The organism is Rhizobium sp. P40RR-XXII (assembly GCF_012641405.1).
Classification (GTDB): Bacteria; Pseudomonadota; Alphaproteobacteria; order Rhizobiales; family Rhizobiaceae; genus Rhizobium.
Genome location: NZ_JABAII010000001.1, coordinates 152,741 through 166,802, shown reverse-complemented (window position 1 = coordinate 166,802; position 14,062 = coordinate 152,741). Strand labels below are relative to the sequence as shown.

Genomic DNA, 14,062 nt, shown 5'->3' with positions numbered 1-14,062 from the left:
GGTTTCTACCTGTGTTAAAGCTCGGAGCCCGTAAGGCTTGTGCCGGGAGGCTGGGCGCAAAGCCGCCGTCCCATGGTGACGAAAGGTGTTATGCGCTTCAAAAGCGCCTCTAGCGATCCATAGGGTTTCAGCACGTCCGTCATCCCCATATTGACCAGGCTCATGCCCAGCAGATCCGTATCGAGCACGAAAGCGCGCGTCGCCTCGGGTTTCTGCTCCGGCACGAAATAAACGGCGGGCTTGTTCAGCACCTTGGCGCAGGCAAGCACCCCGCTTTCGGCCACGAAGGGCCATTCGGCCTCATCCTTCGCCTTGTGGATCACCTGCATGCGAAAATCCTCGGCCCCCGGAATAAGATCGCTGGCTTCGGCCGCGATCGTTCCGGCCAGCAAGGAAAGCCCCGCCGCAAGAACGATCCCGACCGCCGCCGGCATCAGTGCGCCACGGCGGCCGCTGCCGCCTCGTCGATCAGGCGGCCGGTGCGGAAGCGATCCAGCGTCAGACCGGCATTGAACTTGTGCGGCTCATCGCGGGCGATGAGATGGGCAAAGAGATTGGCCGAACCCGGCGTCGCCTTGAAACCGCCCGTACCCCAGCCGCAGTTGACGTAGAGCCCTGGCACTGGCGTCTTCGACTGGATCGCCGAACGATCCGGCGTATTGTCGACGATACCGCCCCAGGAGCGCATCATCTTCACGCGACGGAACATCGGGAAGAGCTCGCAGATCGCATCCAGCGTATGGGTGATGATCTGCAACCCGCCGGTCTGGCTGTAGGAATTATACTGGTCCGTGCCCGCGCCGATCACGAGCTCGCCCTTGTCGGACTGCGAGATATAGGCGTGCACCGTGTTCGACATGACGACGCAGGGGAAGATCGGCTTCAGCGGCTCGGAGACGAGCGCCTGCAGCGGGCTCGATTGCAGCGGCACGCGCACGCCCGCCATCTGCATGACGACAGTGGTGTGACCGGCCGCGGAAACGCCGACCTTCTTGGCGCCGATGAAGCCCTTGGAGGTGTCGACGCCGGTCACGCGGCCATCCGGCCCACGGCGAATGCCGGTCACTTCGCAATTCTGGATGATATGCACGCCGCGATCGGAAGCAGCGCGGGCAAAGCCCCAGGCAACCGCATCGTGGCGCGCCGTGCCGCCGCGACGCTGCAGGGCGGCGCCATTGATCGGATAACGCGCCATCTTCGAAATATCGAGCGGCGGACAGTAAGCCTTGGCCTGCTCCGGCGTCAGCCATTCATTATCGATGCCATAGAGGCGATTGGCATGAATATGCCGCTTGAAGGACTGCTGGTCGTGCACATTGTGCGACAGCATCATCACGCCGCGCGGCGAATACATGACATTGTAATTGAGATCCTGTGACAGCCCCTCCCAGAGCTTCATCGAATGCTCGTAGATGTGCATGCTCTCTTCATAGAGATAGTTCGAGCGGATGATGGTCGTGTTGCGGCCGGTATTGCCGCCGCCGAGCCAGCCCTTCTCGATCACCGCGACATTGGTGATGCCGTGCTCCTTGGCGAGATAGTAGGCGGCGCCCAGGCCATGACCGCCGGCGCCGACGATGATGACGTCATACTCCTTGCGCGGCTCCGGCGAGGTCCATTGAGCCTCCCAGCCCTTGTGAGCCCGCATCGCTTCCCTTGCCACGGCAAAAACCGAGTATTTACGCATTCGCCCTCAACTCCTTCAGGCAAGACGCCCTTTTTATGGGTCATACAAATCGCAAATCAAAAACCGACACAACGGCTCTTTTGCGACGCATTCAGGACCGTCTTTCGACACGGTTAAAATTGCCGCGCTCCCGGATGAGCTGCTTATGACCTTTTAGCAGCTCTATTTGCGCTGCAGATGGCAGACTTTCATTCGCCCGCCGTGACCGTCCTTACGCCAGACACATCCCTCTTTGCGCGGCTTCCCATTGTAAAGATAGATCTTCGCGCGATGCTTGCTGTCGAAGGTCTGATTGGAAAAGTCGTGACCGCCGATGCGGACGTTCTTTCCGAGCCGCACTTCGCCTGCCGCGGCAGGCGCAAGCGCTGCGGCGAGAACAACGAGGGCAAGCATGGGCGCTGCGAGCAACCTTCCAACGGCAACCAAGTCGAGTGACTTCATAAGACGATTCCTTTTTGCCTCGGACAATTGCGCGAATGGTGCAATTGCCGCGGCGTACGAATGAGTGTGATCCGAAATACTCATAGAACATGTCAATGTCGCAAATGCACCGGGGCCGCCAGCCCCGTATTCAAACAGCTTCGATGAAGCGCCGCAGGCATTGCCGGCTGAATTCGGTACTCGACAAACCGCTTTTTCCTCTGCAAACTCACGATCTGGCTAGACTTTGACAAACCGATCTGTTATCTCGCCTAACCAATCGCAAGGCTGCGGCTTCGCGAACGTTATATTTTTGCCTCCTGGCGCTGCCGTCGCCGCTGGCATCAACCAAACCAAAGGAACGTGATTCTCGTGCAGGTACTTGTCCGCGATAACAATGTTGACCAGGCTCTCCGCGCTCTCAAGAAGAAGATGCAGCGCGAAGGTATTTTCCGCGAAATGAAGATGCGCGACTATTATGAAAAGCCGTCGCAGAAGCGTGCTCGCGAAAAGGCCGAAGCTGTTCGTCGCGTTCGCAAGCTTGCTCGCAAGCGCGCTCAGCGCGAAGGCCTTGTTGCCAAGTAATCGCCGTTTTTTCGACGTTTTCAGATGCATGTGTGGCGGGGGCGAGTCGTTCGCCGCCGCCTTTTTTTTGATTTCTTCTCCGAGCAAATCGGATTAAATCAGAATAGCCTGATATGACGCATGGGGAAAGCGAACCCGATAATGGCAATGACGACTTTCGTAAAGTTCCGCACTTCGAACCTTTCCTTACCCGTTTCGAAGCGCGTTGCGGTGCTGCCTGCTTTGGCGATGCTCGCCGCGATCAGCCTTTCCGGCTGCCAGACCGCCTCCACCGATAACGTGATCCAGATCGACAAGGCGCAAGGCTCCTCGGAAAATATCGCTTCGCTGACTTCGGTCATCAATTCCAATCCGCAGGATCCGGAAGGCTACAATGTTCGCGGCACGGCCTATGGCCGCGGCGGCGATTTCAGCCGCGCGCTTGCCGATTTCAACCAGGCGATCCAGCTCAATCCGAAGTTCTACCAGGCATACGCCAACCGCGCGCTCATCTACCGCAACATGGGCAAGCTGCCGGAAGCGATTGCAGATTATAGTGCCGCGCTGCAGATCAACTCGAACTACGATGTCGCCTATATCGGCCGAGGCAATCTCTACCGCCAGGCCGGCCGCGACAACGAGGCCTTCAATGACTATTCCAAGGCGATCAGCCTCGGCACGACTGATGGACGCGCTTATAATGGCCGCGGCGTGATCTATCAGAAGCGCAATCAGCAGGACAAGGCGATCGACGACTTCTCGAAGGCGATCTCGCTGTCGCCGAACTCGCCGGAGCCATACAACAGCCGCGGTATCTCCTATCTCGCGCAGAACGACGACGACAACGCTTTCGCCGATTTCAACCATGCCATCGATCTCAATAACAAGGTTGCCGAATCCTGGGCGAACCAGGCCTTCGTCTATGAGCGCCGCGGCGACAAGGTGAAAGCACGCCGCTCCTATCAGCATGCGGTCAACCTCGATTCGAACTACCAGCCGGCCAGGGACGGCCTGGCGCGTGTCGGCGCCGGCGCCTGATACGACATCCCACCGCGATAAGACATCCGGCCGCCGGCGCTCCTTCGCCCGGCGGCTTTTCTTTGCAGCACTGAACGCTTAGTCTCGAAGCATTCCTATCCGAACGAGACAGCGACATGCCCTCCCCGCAGAAAATCATCGTCATCGGCGCCGGCATCATCGGCGCTTCCATCGCCTGGCATCTCCAGCGCAAGGGTGCGGCCGTCACCGTGGCCGCGGAGCAGACCGGCGGAGTGGCGACACCGAATTCCTTCGCCTGGATCAATGCGAGCTGGGGCAATACGGAATTCTACTTCCATTTCCGCCACCGCTCGATGCGCGAATGGTCGAGGCTTGCGGCCGAGCTTCCCGGCCTGCCGCTATCCTGGCGCGGCGGCCTGCGCTGGGATCTCCCGGAGGCGGAACTGGATGCTTATGCGGCCCAGCATCACGGTTGGGGCTATGGCATACAGCCGGTCAATCGAGCCACCAGCGCGATGATCGAGCCGAACCTCGCCAATCCGCCGGACTATGCGCTGCACGTCGCCGAGGAAGGCGCCGTCGAGCCCGTTGCCGCAGCCGAACTGCTGCTGAAAGAAGCCGCGCGCCATGGCGCGATCCTGCTGTCCGGCGTCGAAGCCAGACGCCTGCTGAAGGAAGGCGGGCGGGTCATCGGCGTCGAAACGAGCGAAGGGGCAATGCGTGCCGATCATATCGTTCTTGCCGCCGGCGCAGGCACGGCAGCACTTGCGGCATCGGCCGATATCCACGTGCCACTGGAAACGCCACCGGGACTCATCGTTCATTCCCGCCCTGCCCAAAAGCTGCTGAACGGTCTGGTGATGATGCCGGAATTGCATCTGCGCCAGACGGCGGAAGGACGAATCATCGCCGGCGGCGACTTCGGCGGCACCGATCCTGGCGATAATCCGCAAGCGGCCGCCCGCGAACTTTTCGCCAAGGTCAAGGCAACCTTGAAAGGAGCCGAGGCGCTAGAGCTCGATTTCCACACCGTCGGCTATCGTCCAACGCCGAAGGATGGCCTGCCCATTCTGGGCGGCGTCGATGGCGCGCCGGGCCTCTATCTCGCGGTGTTGCATTCGGGCGTCACGCTGGCGCCGCTGGTCGGCCTGCTTGCCGCCGAGGCGATCGTCGATGGCAAAGACGATGATCAGCTTGTCCCCTTCCGCCTTTCACGCTTTGCCTGACCCTAGCAAAAAGCCGGTGCGGCGCAACTCAGGGGATGCATTACCATAGTCGTAAATACCCGAGATCGCTTATGATTTCGAAACAATGACTTTTCAGATGTTGCAAGGCAATTTCCCCAGCCCTAACATGGAGACTTCGAGAGCATGTAGCTCGAGACTGGGCACGGGGCGCTTGGCATGATGACCAAAACCATTCTATTCGCGTTTGCCAGCGCTTTGGATCGTCATGGAGGCACGATCGGTTGATCGCCCCATGAGGAAACCGCATTTCCCGAAAGCGTCGATTGGGGCCTATCTGATCGCCATAGCCTTGGCGATTGCCTTGCCTATTCTGGCCTTCGTCGCTCTCCTTCTCGTCCAGCTGGAAAACAATGAACGCGATGCGCTGAAAGGCGATACGGTTCAGGACGCCCAGGCTTTGGCGCGCGTCATCGACCGCCAGCTGCAGGATATGGCGACGACGTTGCGGCTGCTCTCCTCGTCGCCTGAACTCGAGCGCAACGATATCGCCACTTTCTTCGCACGGACGGAAACGGTCCTGCGCACTGATTCCCTCTTTGTCCTGCTCATGGAAAAGGATGGCCAGCTAAGGTTGAACACCCGCTGGCCGCTCGGCAAGCCGCTCGGCAAGACCGGCAACATGGCCGCGCTGCAATCAGCGCTGACCTCCGGGCGAATCGAGGCGTCCGATGTCTTCATCGGTACGAATGCCCGCCGCTGGGTCTATAACGTCACCCTGCCGCTCGAGCATTCCCCCGCCGGTGCTGCCTTGGCGGTAACCCAGGATGCGGACGAACTCGCCAAGCTCGTGACCACGGAGGCCTTACCGCCCGGCTGGTCGGCCGCCGTTTTGGACAAATCCGGCCATGTCGTTGCAGCCGGCGGCCCCACGACCCTCGCGCCAGGCGACGCGTTCAAAAAGGACATCCTGCCGAAGCTGATCACATCCAGCGGCGTTTATCAGGACGAAAAGATCCTGCCGAACGCGGTGCTCGGCTATGCGCAAATCTCAGGCTGGTCCTGGAAGGCCGTCGTCTGGGGGCCGATCGCGTCGGCGCAGGAATCACTGATGAGCACCTGGCGCTTTCTGATCTATGGCGGCGTGACGCTGCTGCTGATCGCGCTGATTGCCGTCTATGCCCTGGCGCGGCAGGTGCGCATCACCATTCAAAGCATTGCCGACATGGCCGATCGCATGGGGCGGGGCGAGATTGTCTCGCCGATCGATACCAGTGTTATCGAGGCGAACCAGGTGGCCGTGGCGCTTTCCAACGCATCCTTCGACCGCAGCGTGACGGAAGACCGGCTGCATTTCGTCATGCACGAACTCGTCCACCGCACCAAGAATCTGCTGGCGCTCGCCCAGGCGATGACCCGGCAGCTTGCGCGGCAGACGGACAGCGTCGACAGCTTCCAGCGCGCCGTCGCCGATCGGCTGGAAGGGTTGGCACGTTCGATCGAAGTCCTGACCAGCGAACAATGGTCCGGCGTTTCGCTGCGCCGCGTGATCGACATCCACCTTGCGACCTTCCTGCAGGGACCGCAGCAGCTCGATGTCCTCGGCAACGATTTCCTGCTGAAGCCGGAAGCGGTGCAGAATCTCGGCCTGGTTCTACATGAGCTCGCGACCAATTCCGTGAAATATGGCGCGCTTTCGGCTCCCGAAGGCAGGATCACCATCGAATGGACGACGGAGGCCGGCGAAAGCGGGCCGATGATCCACTTCGTGTGGACGGAAAGCGATGGCCCCCCGGTCAAGCCGCCAAAAGAAACCGGCTTCGGCACCACCGTGACGAAAACGCATGCCGCGGCATCCTTCGGCGGCAGTGTCGAGGTCGATTTCCGCTTAACCGGCCTCGTCTGGAAATTGACTGCCCTGCGCAGCACGATGGAGCGCGAGCGGAGCTGAAGCACATCGCGATCTTCCGGTTTCGCTTCTTGCGCTTGGGACATCTCACGAAAAGCGCGCAACGGCCTTCTGTCTGGGGCACGTGAAAGAAGATGGAACGCTGCGTGATTCGAAGAATCTTTCACATACCGTTTTCCAAAACCTACTCGTTCATCGCCTTGACGATCTCGTCGGTCACTTTCTTGGCGTCGCCAAGCAGCATCATCGTGCCGTCCTTGTAGAACAGCGTGTTGTCGATGCCGGCATAGCCGGAGCCGAGCGAACGCTTGACGAAAAGGCAGGTCTTGGCCTTGTCGACGTCGAGGATCGGCATGCCGTAGATCGGTGAGGTCTTGTCGTCGCGCGCAGCCGGATTGGTGACGTCGTTCGCACCGATGACATAGGCGACATCGGCCTGGGCGAATTCCGAATTGATATCCTCGAGCTCGAAGACCTCGTCATAGGGGACGGTGGCCTCCGCCAGCAGCACGTTCATATGGCCGGGCATGCGGCCGGCAACCGGATGGATGGCATATTTCACCTCGACGCCATGCGCCTTCAGCCTGTCGGCCATTTCGCGCAGCGCGTGCTGCGCCTGGGCGACTGCCATGCCGTAACCCGGAACGATGATGACCTTGGAGGCGTTCGCCATCAGATAGGCGGCATCCTCGGCCGAACCGAGCTTCACGGTCTTGTCGGAATTATCGGCCCCGCCCGATGCCGTCTCGCCGCCGAAGCCGCCGAGAATGACCGAGATGAAGGAGCGGTTCATGCCCTTGCACATGATGTAGGACAGGATCGCGCCCGAGGATCCGACAAGCGCGCCGGTGACGATGAGCGCGAGATTGCCGAGTGTGAAGCCGATGCCGGCTGCTGCCCAGCCGGAATAGGAATTCAGCATCGACACGACGACCGGCATGTCGGCGCCGCCGATCGGCACGATCAGCAGCACGCCGAGTGCCAGCGACAGCAGGACGACGGCCCAAAAGGCGAAATGGCTCTCGCTTGCCGCCAGGCTGATGATGAAGAACACGATCAGGACAAGCAGGGCTGTATTGATGATGTGGCGGTTCGGCAGCAGGATCGGCTTGCCGGACATGCGCCCGTCAAGCTTCAGGAAGGCGATGATCGAGCCGGTGAAGGTCAAGGCGCCGATAGCGACGCCGATCGCCATTTCGATGCGGGCTTCCGTGTGGATATGGCCGATTTCGCCAATGCCGAATGAGGATGGCGTATAGAGCGCTGAAGCGGCCACGAGGACGGCCGCCAGGCCGACCAGCGAGTGGAAACCGGCCACCAGCTGCGGCATCGACGTCATCGGAATGACGCGGGCGATATAGGCGCCTGCCCCACCGCCGATGGCAAGGCCGAGAATAATCAGCACGAAGCCGCCGAAGGACGGCGTCGCCAGCACAAGCGTCGTGACGATGGCAATGCCCATGCCGACCATGCCGTAGAGATTGCCGCGCCGGCTGGTCGCCGGATGCGACAGGCCGCGCAATGCCAGGATGAACAGCACGCCGGAGACGAGATAGAGGAAAGCCGCCATATTGCTCAGCATGCCGCTCTCACTTGTCCTTCTTCTTGTACATCGCCAGCATGCGCTGGGTGACAAGGAAACCGCCGACGATATTGACCGAGACCAGCACCAGCGCCACGAAGCCGAAGCCCGTCGCGAGACCGCTCGCCGAGATGCCGACGGCCAACAACGCGCCGACGACGATGACCGAAGAGATGGCGTTCGTCACCGCCATCAGCGGCGTGTGCAGGGCCGGCGTTACCGACCAGACGACGTAATAGCCGACGAAGATCGCCAGCACGAAGATGGCAAGCTGGAAGACGAAGGGATCGATCGCTCCGCCCGCTGCGGCGCTGACGGTCTCCGGTGCCTGTGCGGCGGCAGCCGTGACGGCGGCAACGGCATCGTTCAGTTGCTGGAGTGCCTGGTCCATTGCTTGGCTGGCCATATCAGAGATCTCCCTTGCTGACCGTCGGCTGGTCTGGATCGACGAAACTCGGGTGCACGACTTCGCCGTCATCGGTCAGCATCGTCGCCTTGATCAGTTCGTCGACGCGGTTGAGGCCGAGGCTCTTGCTATCCTTGTCGACCATCGTTTCCAGGAAGGTGACGAGGTTCTTGGCGTAGAGGGCTGAGGCGCTGGCCGCGATCCGGCCGGCCATGTTCGGATAGCCGATCACGCGAACGCCTTCGACTTCCGCGACCTTGCCGTATTCGGCACCCTCGATATTGCCGCCGCGCTCGACCGCGAGGTCAACGGCAACGGCACCCGGGCGCATGGCCTTCAGCATGTCGCGGCTGACCAGCCGCGGCGCCGGCCGGCCGGGGATCAGCGCCGTCGTGATGATGATATCCTGCTTGGCGATATGATCGGCGACGAGAACGGCCTGTTTGACCTGATATTCCCTGGACATTTCCTTGGCATAGCCGCCGGCGGTCTCCGTCGCCTTGAACTCTTCGTCCTCGACGGCGATGAATTTCGCACCGAGCGAGGCCACCTGTTCCTTCGCCGCCGGTCGCACGTCGGTCGCCGATACCAGCGCGCCCAAACGCCGCGCCGTGGCGATCGCCTGCAGGCCGGCAACGCCGGCACCCATGACGAACACCTTTGCCGCCGGCACCGTGCCCGCCGCCGTCATCATCATCGGAAGCGCCCGATCGTAGACGGCCGCGGCCTCGATGACGGCTTGATAACCGGCGAGATTGGCTTGCGACGACAGCACGTCCATCGACTGTGCCCTGGTGATGCGCGGCATCAACTCCATGGCGAAGCTCGTAAGCCCCGCTCGCGCCATCTCGGCAAGTGCGGCCTCGTTGCCATAGGGATCCATGATGGCAATAACGATCGCGCCGCTCTTGTAGCCGGCGATTTCCTTGGTCGTCGGGCGCCTGACTTTGAGGATGACATCCGCCGCCTTCGCATCCCTAATGGAGCCGATCCGCGTGCCGGCGGCTTCGTATTCCGCGTCTGGAATACGCGATGAAGCCCCCGCACCGGCTTCGATCACGACATCGAAGCCGAGCCCCCTCATCTTCTTCACCGTCTCCACGGAGGCGGCAACACGCGTCTCTTCCGTCACGCTTTCCTTGGCCACGAAAACCAAATTGCTCAACAGCACCACCCCACATCAAACGGCGGCCCTGCTGGATACAGCTGGGCAAACACCTGCGAAATCAGGTCATAATTTTCAGCAAAGGCTGGGGCCGGACGGCCCCGCGTCGGTCAACGTGACAATAGGAAGCCAAGGAACGAGAGGACGACGAAAATGATGAAGCCGCCCAGCAAGCCGGCATGACCGAAAAAACCCGCCGCCATCGCAATCAGCAAAGCAGCGACGATCGCCGATCCCAGCCTGGCCACAAACAGGAACCCGTTATAGGTTTTCTGATGTTCCTTGTAGTCCATGGCGGCGCCAGTCTCGACGGGTCCGGTATGATGTTCGGCCATTCAGAAGTCTCCCCTCAATTCTCTCCCCGACCGGCCCTGCAGGCCGGCGGCTGGAGCTAATCCTCAAAGGCTGCGGCATCGCAGATGCCATAGCCGAATTTCCTCTATCGAGGGGTTACACAAAGCGAGGAAAAATGCAATGCACGAGAAGGTCGCACAGGCGCGCAGTCCAAGGCATGATGCCGAAAAGCCGTTTCGGACGGCATCATGCTCCGCCTGTTTGATGCTGGCGCGAGTTCAGATTTTAGGTTCATTCAACCTAAAATCAGCCGGCGCTAGCCGAATTGCCCGCTAATTTCGCGGCGACCGCCAATTGCCAGCCGCGCGGTCGGCAGGATGGTCAAAGGAGGCGAACCGTTATCCTCGTTGCGGGAAAACATCATACGCCTTTCATAGGGCTCTGAATCGAAGAACGGATATCGTTGCATCAGCTTGCCCCGAATTTCCCTCGAGCGCGAGGCCAGCAGCGTCAGCTCGAAACCGTAGGTCTTGGTCATCCGCGGCGGCACGATCGTATCGGCGTAGAAGACGCGCTTGTAGAAGGCCGCATGCGCCGGGCGGATGTGCTGTATCACACGATCCGTGTTGAAATAGACGGCGCCGACGATCGCGGGCCGCAACGTCAGATAGGGCAGAGCAGGCAGTTCCATTTCGAAATCGGGATCGACGGCAAAGCGTGCGGGGTCGATCAACGTCATGCCGGCATCGAGAAAAGCGTGAATTTCCTCGGGGAAAATACCGGTCGACTGACATACGCGATGATCCGGCGTGACATGGTGTATCCGCACCGTGCTCACCAGCTCCTCGTCATAATAGACCCCGAAAATATAGGCATGATCGTCGAAGTCGATGTCGTCGATCAAGTTCTTGGCGGCCACAGGCAAGACGTCGCGCGCCTTGTAGGCCTTGTAGCGTAGCCGCGCGACACCCTCCATGTCTTCGCTGCTTTCGATCCGGCGGTATTCCACGTGATCGAGCACCTCCATCAGCTTGCCGGCAAAGCTGTCTTTCCAAGCACTCATATGAGTCATGATTAATGTTCCATGATGGTTAACGGAACATTATTGGTATTAACTCATGGCTTGATCAATATTTGATTTAATTTTTATTAACTATTCGTTCCATTAAGGTTAATTTTTTTAACGAATACCGGTATAGGTTCAGCGGCGCGAGGCAACCAAGTTTTTCGTTGTTTGGCGTGGGAAATAAGCAGCTCTATCCGCCCGATCTCACACGAACACAACGAACGCGAAACTTCGACTTACAGTTCCGGCGTGCAGCCTGGAATGAAATGATCGATTGGGCCGGATCACTATGGTGGCGCGATACGATCGTCCGTTTCCTGATTATTTTAGCGTCAGCGCAATGATATGCGGCCGCTTCTCGCATCAAGCGATATGACCCTCGCGCAGACCGGGCAGCCTGTGATTGAGGCTATCCACCATCTCAACCACCTGTTCCCGTGTCACGGGCGCGGAGAATACATAACCCTGGATGATATCGGCCAGGTTCTTCTCGACAACGAGCGCCAGCTGTTCCAGCGTCTCGACGCCCTCGATCACGATGTGGAGGCTGAGCGCGCGGGAAAGATCGACGATGCCGCACAACAGCTTGAAACGGCGGCTGTCCGTCGTGATGTCGCGGACGAAGGACCGGTCGATCTTGACGACATCCACCGGCAGGGAATCGAGGTAGCTGAGGCTGGAAAAGCCCGTTCCGAAATCATCGATCGCGATCGTGATGCCTTTGGCACGCAGATCGGCAAGGATGGAGCGAACGGTTGCCACCTCATCCATCAGGCAGCTTTCCGTCACCTCGAGATGCAGCCGCGACGGCGCCAATCCTGACGCATCGAGCGCCTCCATGACGATAGTGACAATATCGTCGTTGCGCAGATCCTGCGCCGACAGGTTGACCGAGACCGCGAGCGGCGCCGGCCAGGAAACGCAATCCCGGCAGGCCTGGTTGACCATGAAGCGGGTGATGCCGGCAACGATACCCATTTCCTCGGCAATCTGCACGAAGATGTTGGGCGGGATCGAGCCCTTTTCCGGATGAACCCAGCGCGCCAGCGCCTCGCAGCAAACGATGCGGGAACCGTCCGGCGTAAACATCGGCTGATAGACGGCCTGAAGCCTGCCCGCCTCGATGGCTTCGCGCAGGTCTTCCTTCAGCTTCTGGCGCTCGACGTAGCGCGCATCCATCTCCTCTTCGAAGGCGCTGCATCCGCCCTTCAGGCGCGACTTGGCGTCGAACAAAGCCAGATCGACCTTGACCTGCCATTCCTCCGAGCGGAACTCCCGGCTCGGCATGGTCACATATCCGCCGCTGAAAGAAATGCGGAAGCTGTTGCCGTCGACATTGTAAAGGCCTGTCATCGCCGCGTGCAGCGCACGAATGTGGCCATCGATCTCCGGAGCGTTGTCCTCGTTTGGAAAGAACAGGACGAATTGATCGCCCACCAGCCGTGCCGCAAGCGCCGCCGTGCCCGCGAGCTCCTTCAGGCGCTCGGCTATGGCAACCAGAAGCCGGTCGCCGGCCAGATGTCCCTTCGTATCGTTGACATGTTTGAAGTCGTCGACATCGAGAACCAGGATTCCGATCCGGCCGTCCCGCATGCGCGCCGCAAGCTTTTCCTTGACCAGCTCGATGAAATATTCGCGGTTCGGCAGCCCCGTTAGAGGATCATAGCGGACCATATGCAGGATCTTGCGCTCCGCCCGGATGCGCACGGTGACGTCTTCGAAGATCAGAATGACGATGCCGTCGGCGCGACGGCTGGCCGAGAATTCCAGAAACAGATCCTCGTTGAACTGAATAAGCGTGCGGGAAAGCGTACCGCTGACGAGCTGCGCCATTTGCCGGTGGATGAGCCCCGGCAAGGATCCGTCGATGAAGGCGTGGCGCGCGCCATAACGCAGAACGACGTCGAATTCGCAGTCCTTGAGCTGCTCCGGATGCGCGAAATTCAGGAGTTCGCAAGCCTTGCGGTTGACGACGAGGATACGGTTCTGGGCGTCCAGCATGAAGAGCCCGTGCGTCATGTTGTTGAGCGCGGTATCGAACCGGTCGGCGATCAGGGATATCTCGCGCGAGGCGATGACGTTCTTGTAGAGAAATTCGCGCACGCCGTTCGCCATCGCCCGCGTCGTCAGCCCGAAGGGGACAAGCATGATGGAGACGATCGCCTTGTAGAGCTGCTGCGACATCAGGCAGGCGATGATGATCGGCAGACAGCAGGCCAGCGTCTGCAGGTCGATCGCCTTCTGGGAACCGTAGTTGCGGCCGACGATCGACACCATCGACGCCATCGTCACGGCGATGCAGATGAATTCCGCCAGCGGATCCTGCACGATCAGGATGGCATAGCCGCTGCCGATGCCAAGGATGGCTGCCGTTGCGGCGGCGCCGATCACATAGCGCGTTTCCCATTTGGCGATATCGGCCCGCGTGAAACTATGCTTGTCCGCCGCGTCGAATTGCCGGAACGAATACATCCGCAAGGCAAACACGGCACCGAAGGCCAGGCAAAGCGTGAGATAGATATTTGCGCGCGTGCTTAGGTAAACGATGACATAAGTGAGGATATGAACGAACACGCCCGTAAACAGCGTTTTACGGTTTCCGAAAAGCGAACTGACGAACGACAGATAAACATCCGTCGGCACGGTGTCCGGGCTTGGAGGCTTCATTCAGACTTCCCCTGATGCGGCGGACACCCTAAGTGGAAACGTTTTAAAATTTGATTGCCCAATGGCACCCATCTAAACAGATTTATCAATCATGCCGGTAACTTACATCGAAGTTAGGC

At 60.0% G+C, this 14,062-nt stretch carries 13 protein-coding genes; 4 read left to right on the top strand and 9 right to left on the bottom strand.

The genetic code is table 11. The annotated features are described in order from the left end of the window. Positions 1 to 14 precede the first annotated feature (14 nt). The 3 genes from HGP16_RS00820 to HGP16_RS00810 all read right to left on the bottom strand — a co-directional run bounded on the left by HGP16_RS00820 (position 15) and on the right by HGP16_RS00810 (position 2,128). Positions 15 to 434 carry a hypothetical protein gene (locus tag HGP16_RS00820; protein WP_246703258.1) on the bottom strand — a complete coding sequence of 140 codons (420 nt, stop codon included), beginning with the start codon at positions 432 to 434 and terminating at the stop codon, positions 15 to 17. Then, positions 434 to 1,687, bottom strand: a complete 1,254-nt coding sequence (locus tag HGP16_RS00815; protein WP_168838136.1) for a sarcosine oxidase subunit beta family protein — start codon at positions 1,685 to 1,687, stop codon at positions 434 to 436. Before HGP16_RS00815 ends, HGP16_RS00820 begins: the two co-directional genes overlap by 1 nt. Positions 1,688 to 1,849: 162 nt before the next feature. Continuing rightward, positions 1,850 to 2,128, bottom strand: coding sequence for a hypothetical protein (locus HGP16_RS00810; protein ID WP_168838135.1), 279 nt, complete (start codon positions 2,126 to 2,128; stop codon positions 1,850 to 1,852). A gap of 351 nt (positions 2,129 to 2,479) precedes the next feature. Here HGP16_RS00810 and rpsU point away from each other — a divergent pair, with 351 nt between their 5' ends. The 4 genes from rpsU (at position 2,480) to HGP16_RS00790 (ending at position 6,805) form a co-directional block, all read left to right on the top strand. Continuing rightward, positions 2,480 to 2,692: a 30S ribosomal protein S21 gene (rpsU, locus tag HGP16_RS00805; RefSeq protein ID WP_004117638.1), complete on the top strand. Its 213-nt coding sequence runs from the start codon at positions 2,480 to 2,482 to the stop codon at positions 2,690 to 2,692. Positions 2,693 to 2,833: 141 nt separating this feature from the next. After that, entirely contained in the window at positions 2,834 to 3,709 is an 876-nt protein-coding gene (locus HGP16_RS00800) for a tetratricopeptide repeat protein (RefSeq protein ID WP_168838134.1), read from the top strand. A 116-nt stretch (positions 3,710 to 3,825) separates the two neighbouring features. After that, entirely contained in the window at positions 3,826 to 4,896 is a 1,071-nt protein-coding gene (locus HGP16_RS00795) for an FAD-binding oxidoreductase (RefSeq protein ID WP_168838133.1), read from the top strand. Positions 4,897 to 5,149: 253 nt separating this feature from the next. Continuing rightward, positions 5,150 to 6,805: a sensor histidine kinase gene (locus tag HGP16_RS00790; RefSeq protein WP_168838132.1), complete on the top strand. Its 1,656-nt coding sequence runs from the start codon at positions 5,150 to 5,152 to the stop codon at positions 6,803 to 6,805. Between the two features lie 142 nt (positions 6,806 to 6,947). On the opposite strand, the gene HGP16_RS00785 is transcribed toward HGP16_RS00790, so the two are convergent. The 6 genes from HGP16_RS00785 to HGP16_RS00760 form a co-directional block, all read right to left on the bottom strand. After that, a complete protein-coding gene (locus HGP16_RS00785; protein ID WP_168838580.1) occupies positions 6,948 to 8,342 on the bottom strand; it encodes an NAD(P)(+) transhydrogenase (Re/Si-specific) subunit beta in 1,395 nt (464 codons plus the stop codon). A gap of 10 nt (positions 8,343 to 8,352) precedes the next feature. Then, entirely contained in the window at positions 8,353 to 8,751 is a 399-nt protein-coding gene (locus tag HGP16_RS00780) for an NAD(P) transhydrogenase subunit alpha (protein ID WP_168838131.1), read from the bottom strand. Position 8,752: 1 nt separating this feature from the next. Further along, positions 8,753 to 9,916: a Re/Si-specific NAD(P)(+) transhydrogenase subunit alpha gene (locus HGP16_RS00775; protein WP_168838130.1), complete on the bottom strand. Its 1,164-nt coding sequence runs from the start codon at positions 9,914 to 9,916 to the stop codon at positions 8,753 to 8,755. A 110-nt stretch (positions 9,917 to 10,026) separates the two neighbouring features. Then, positions 10,027 to 10,251, bottom strand: a complete 225-nt coding sequence (locus HGP16_RS00770) for an aa3-type cytochrome c oxidase subunit IV (protein ID WP_149634285.1) — start codon at positions 10,249 to 10,251, stop codon at positions 10,027 to 10,029. Positions 10,252 to 10,526: 275 nt separating this feature from the next. Beyond that, on the bottom strand, positions 10,527 to 11,282 hold the full coding sequence (locus HGP16_RS00765) for an N-acyl amino acid synthase FeeM domain-containing protein (protein ID WP_168838129.1): 756 nt from the start codon (positions 11,280 to 11,282) through the stop codon (positions 10,527 to 10,529). A gap of 357 nt (positions 11,283 to 11,639) precedes the next feature. Then, the gene (locus HGP16_RS00760; RefSeq protein ID WP_168838128.1) at positions 11,640 to 13,943 is read right to left on the bottom strand and encodes a putative bifunctional diguanylate cyclase/phosphodiesterase; all 2,304 of its coding nucleotides are present in this window, start codon (positions 13,941 to 13,943) and stop codon (positions 11,640 to 11,642) included. Positions 13,944 to 14,062: the final 119 nt, after the last annotated feature.

Coding starts and splice junctions, on each gene's coding strand:
- HGP16_RS00790 (WP_168838132.1), top strand. CDS start 5,150: ATGAGGAAACCGCATTTCCCGAAAGCGTCGATTGGGGCCTATCTGATC.
- HGP16_RS00795 (WP_168838133.1), top strand. CDS start 3,826: ATGCCCTCCCCGCAGAAAATCATCGTCATCGGCGCCGGCATCATCGGC.
- HGP16_RS00815 (WP_168838136.1), bottom strand. CDS start 1,687: ATGCGTAAATACTCGGTTTTTGCCGTGGCAAGGGAAGCGATGCGGGCT.
- HGP16_RS00780 (WP_168838131.1), bottom strand. CDS start 8,751: ATGGCCAGCCAAGCAATGGACCAGGCACTCCAGCAACTGAACGATGCC.
- HGP16_RS00820 (WP_246703258.1), bottom strand. CDS start 434: ATGCCGGCGGCGGTCGGGATCGTTCTTGCGGCGGGGCTTTCCTTGCTG.
- HGP16_RS00810 (WP_168838135.1), bottom strand. CDS start 2,128: ATGAAGTCACTCGACTTGGTTGCCGTTGGAAGGTTGCTCGCAGCGCCC.
- HGP16_RS00770 (WP_149634285.1), bottom strand. CDS start 10,251: ATGGCCGAACATCATACCGGACCCGTCGAGACTGGCGCCGCCATGGAC.
- HGP16_RS00800 (WP_168838134.1), top strand. CDS start 2,834: ATGGCAATGACGACTTTCGTAAAGTTCCGCACTTCGAACCTTTCCTTA.
- HGP16_RS00760 (WP_168838128.1), bottom strand. CDS start 13,943: ATGAAGCCTCCAAGCCCGGACACCGTGCCGACGGATGTTTATCTGTCG.
- HGP16_RS00765 (WP_168838129.1), bottom strand. CDS start 11,282: ATGACTCATATGAGTGCTTGGAAAGACAGCTTTGCCGGCAAGCTGATG.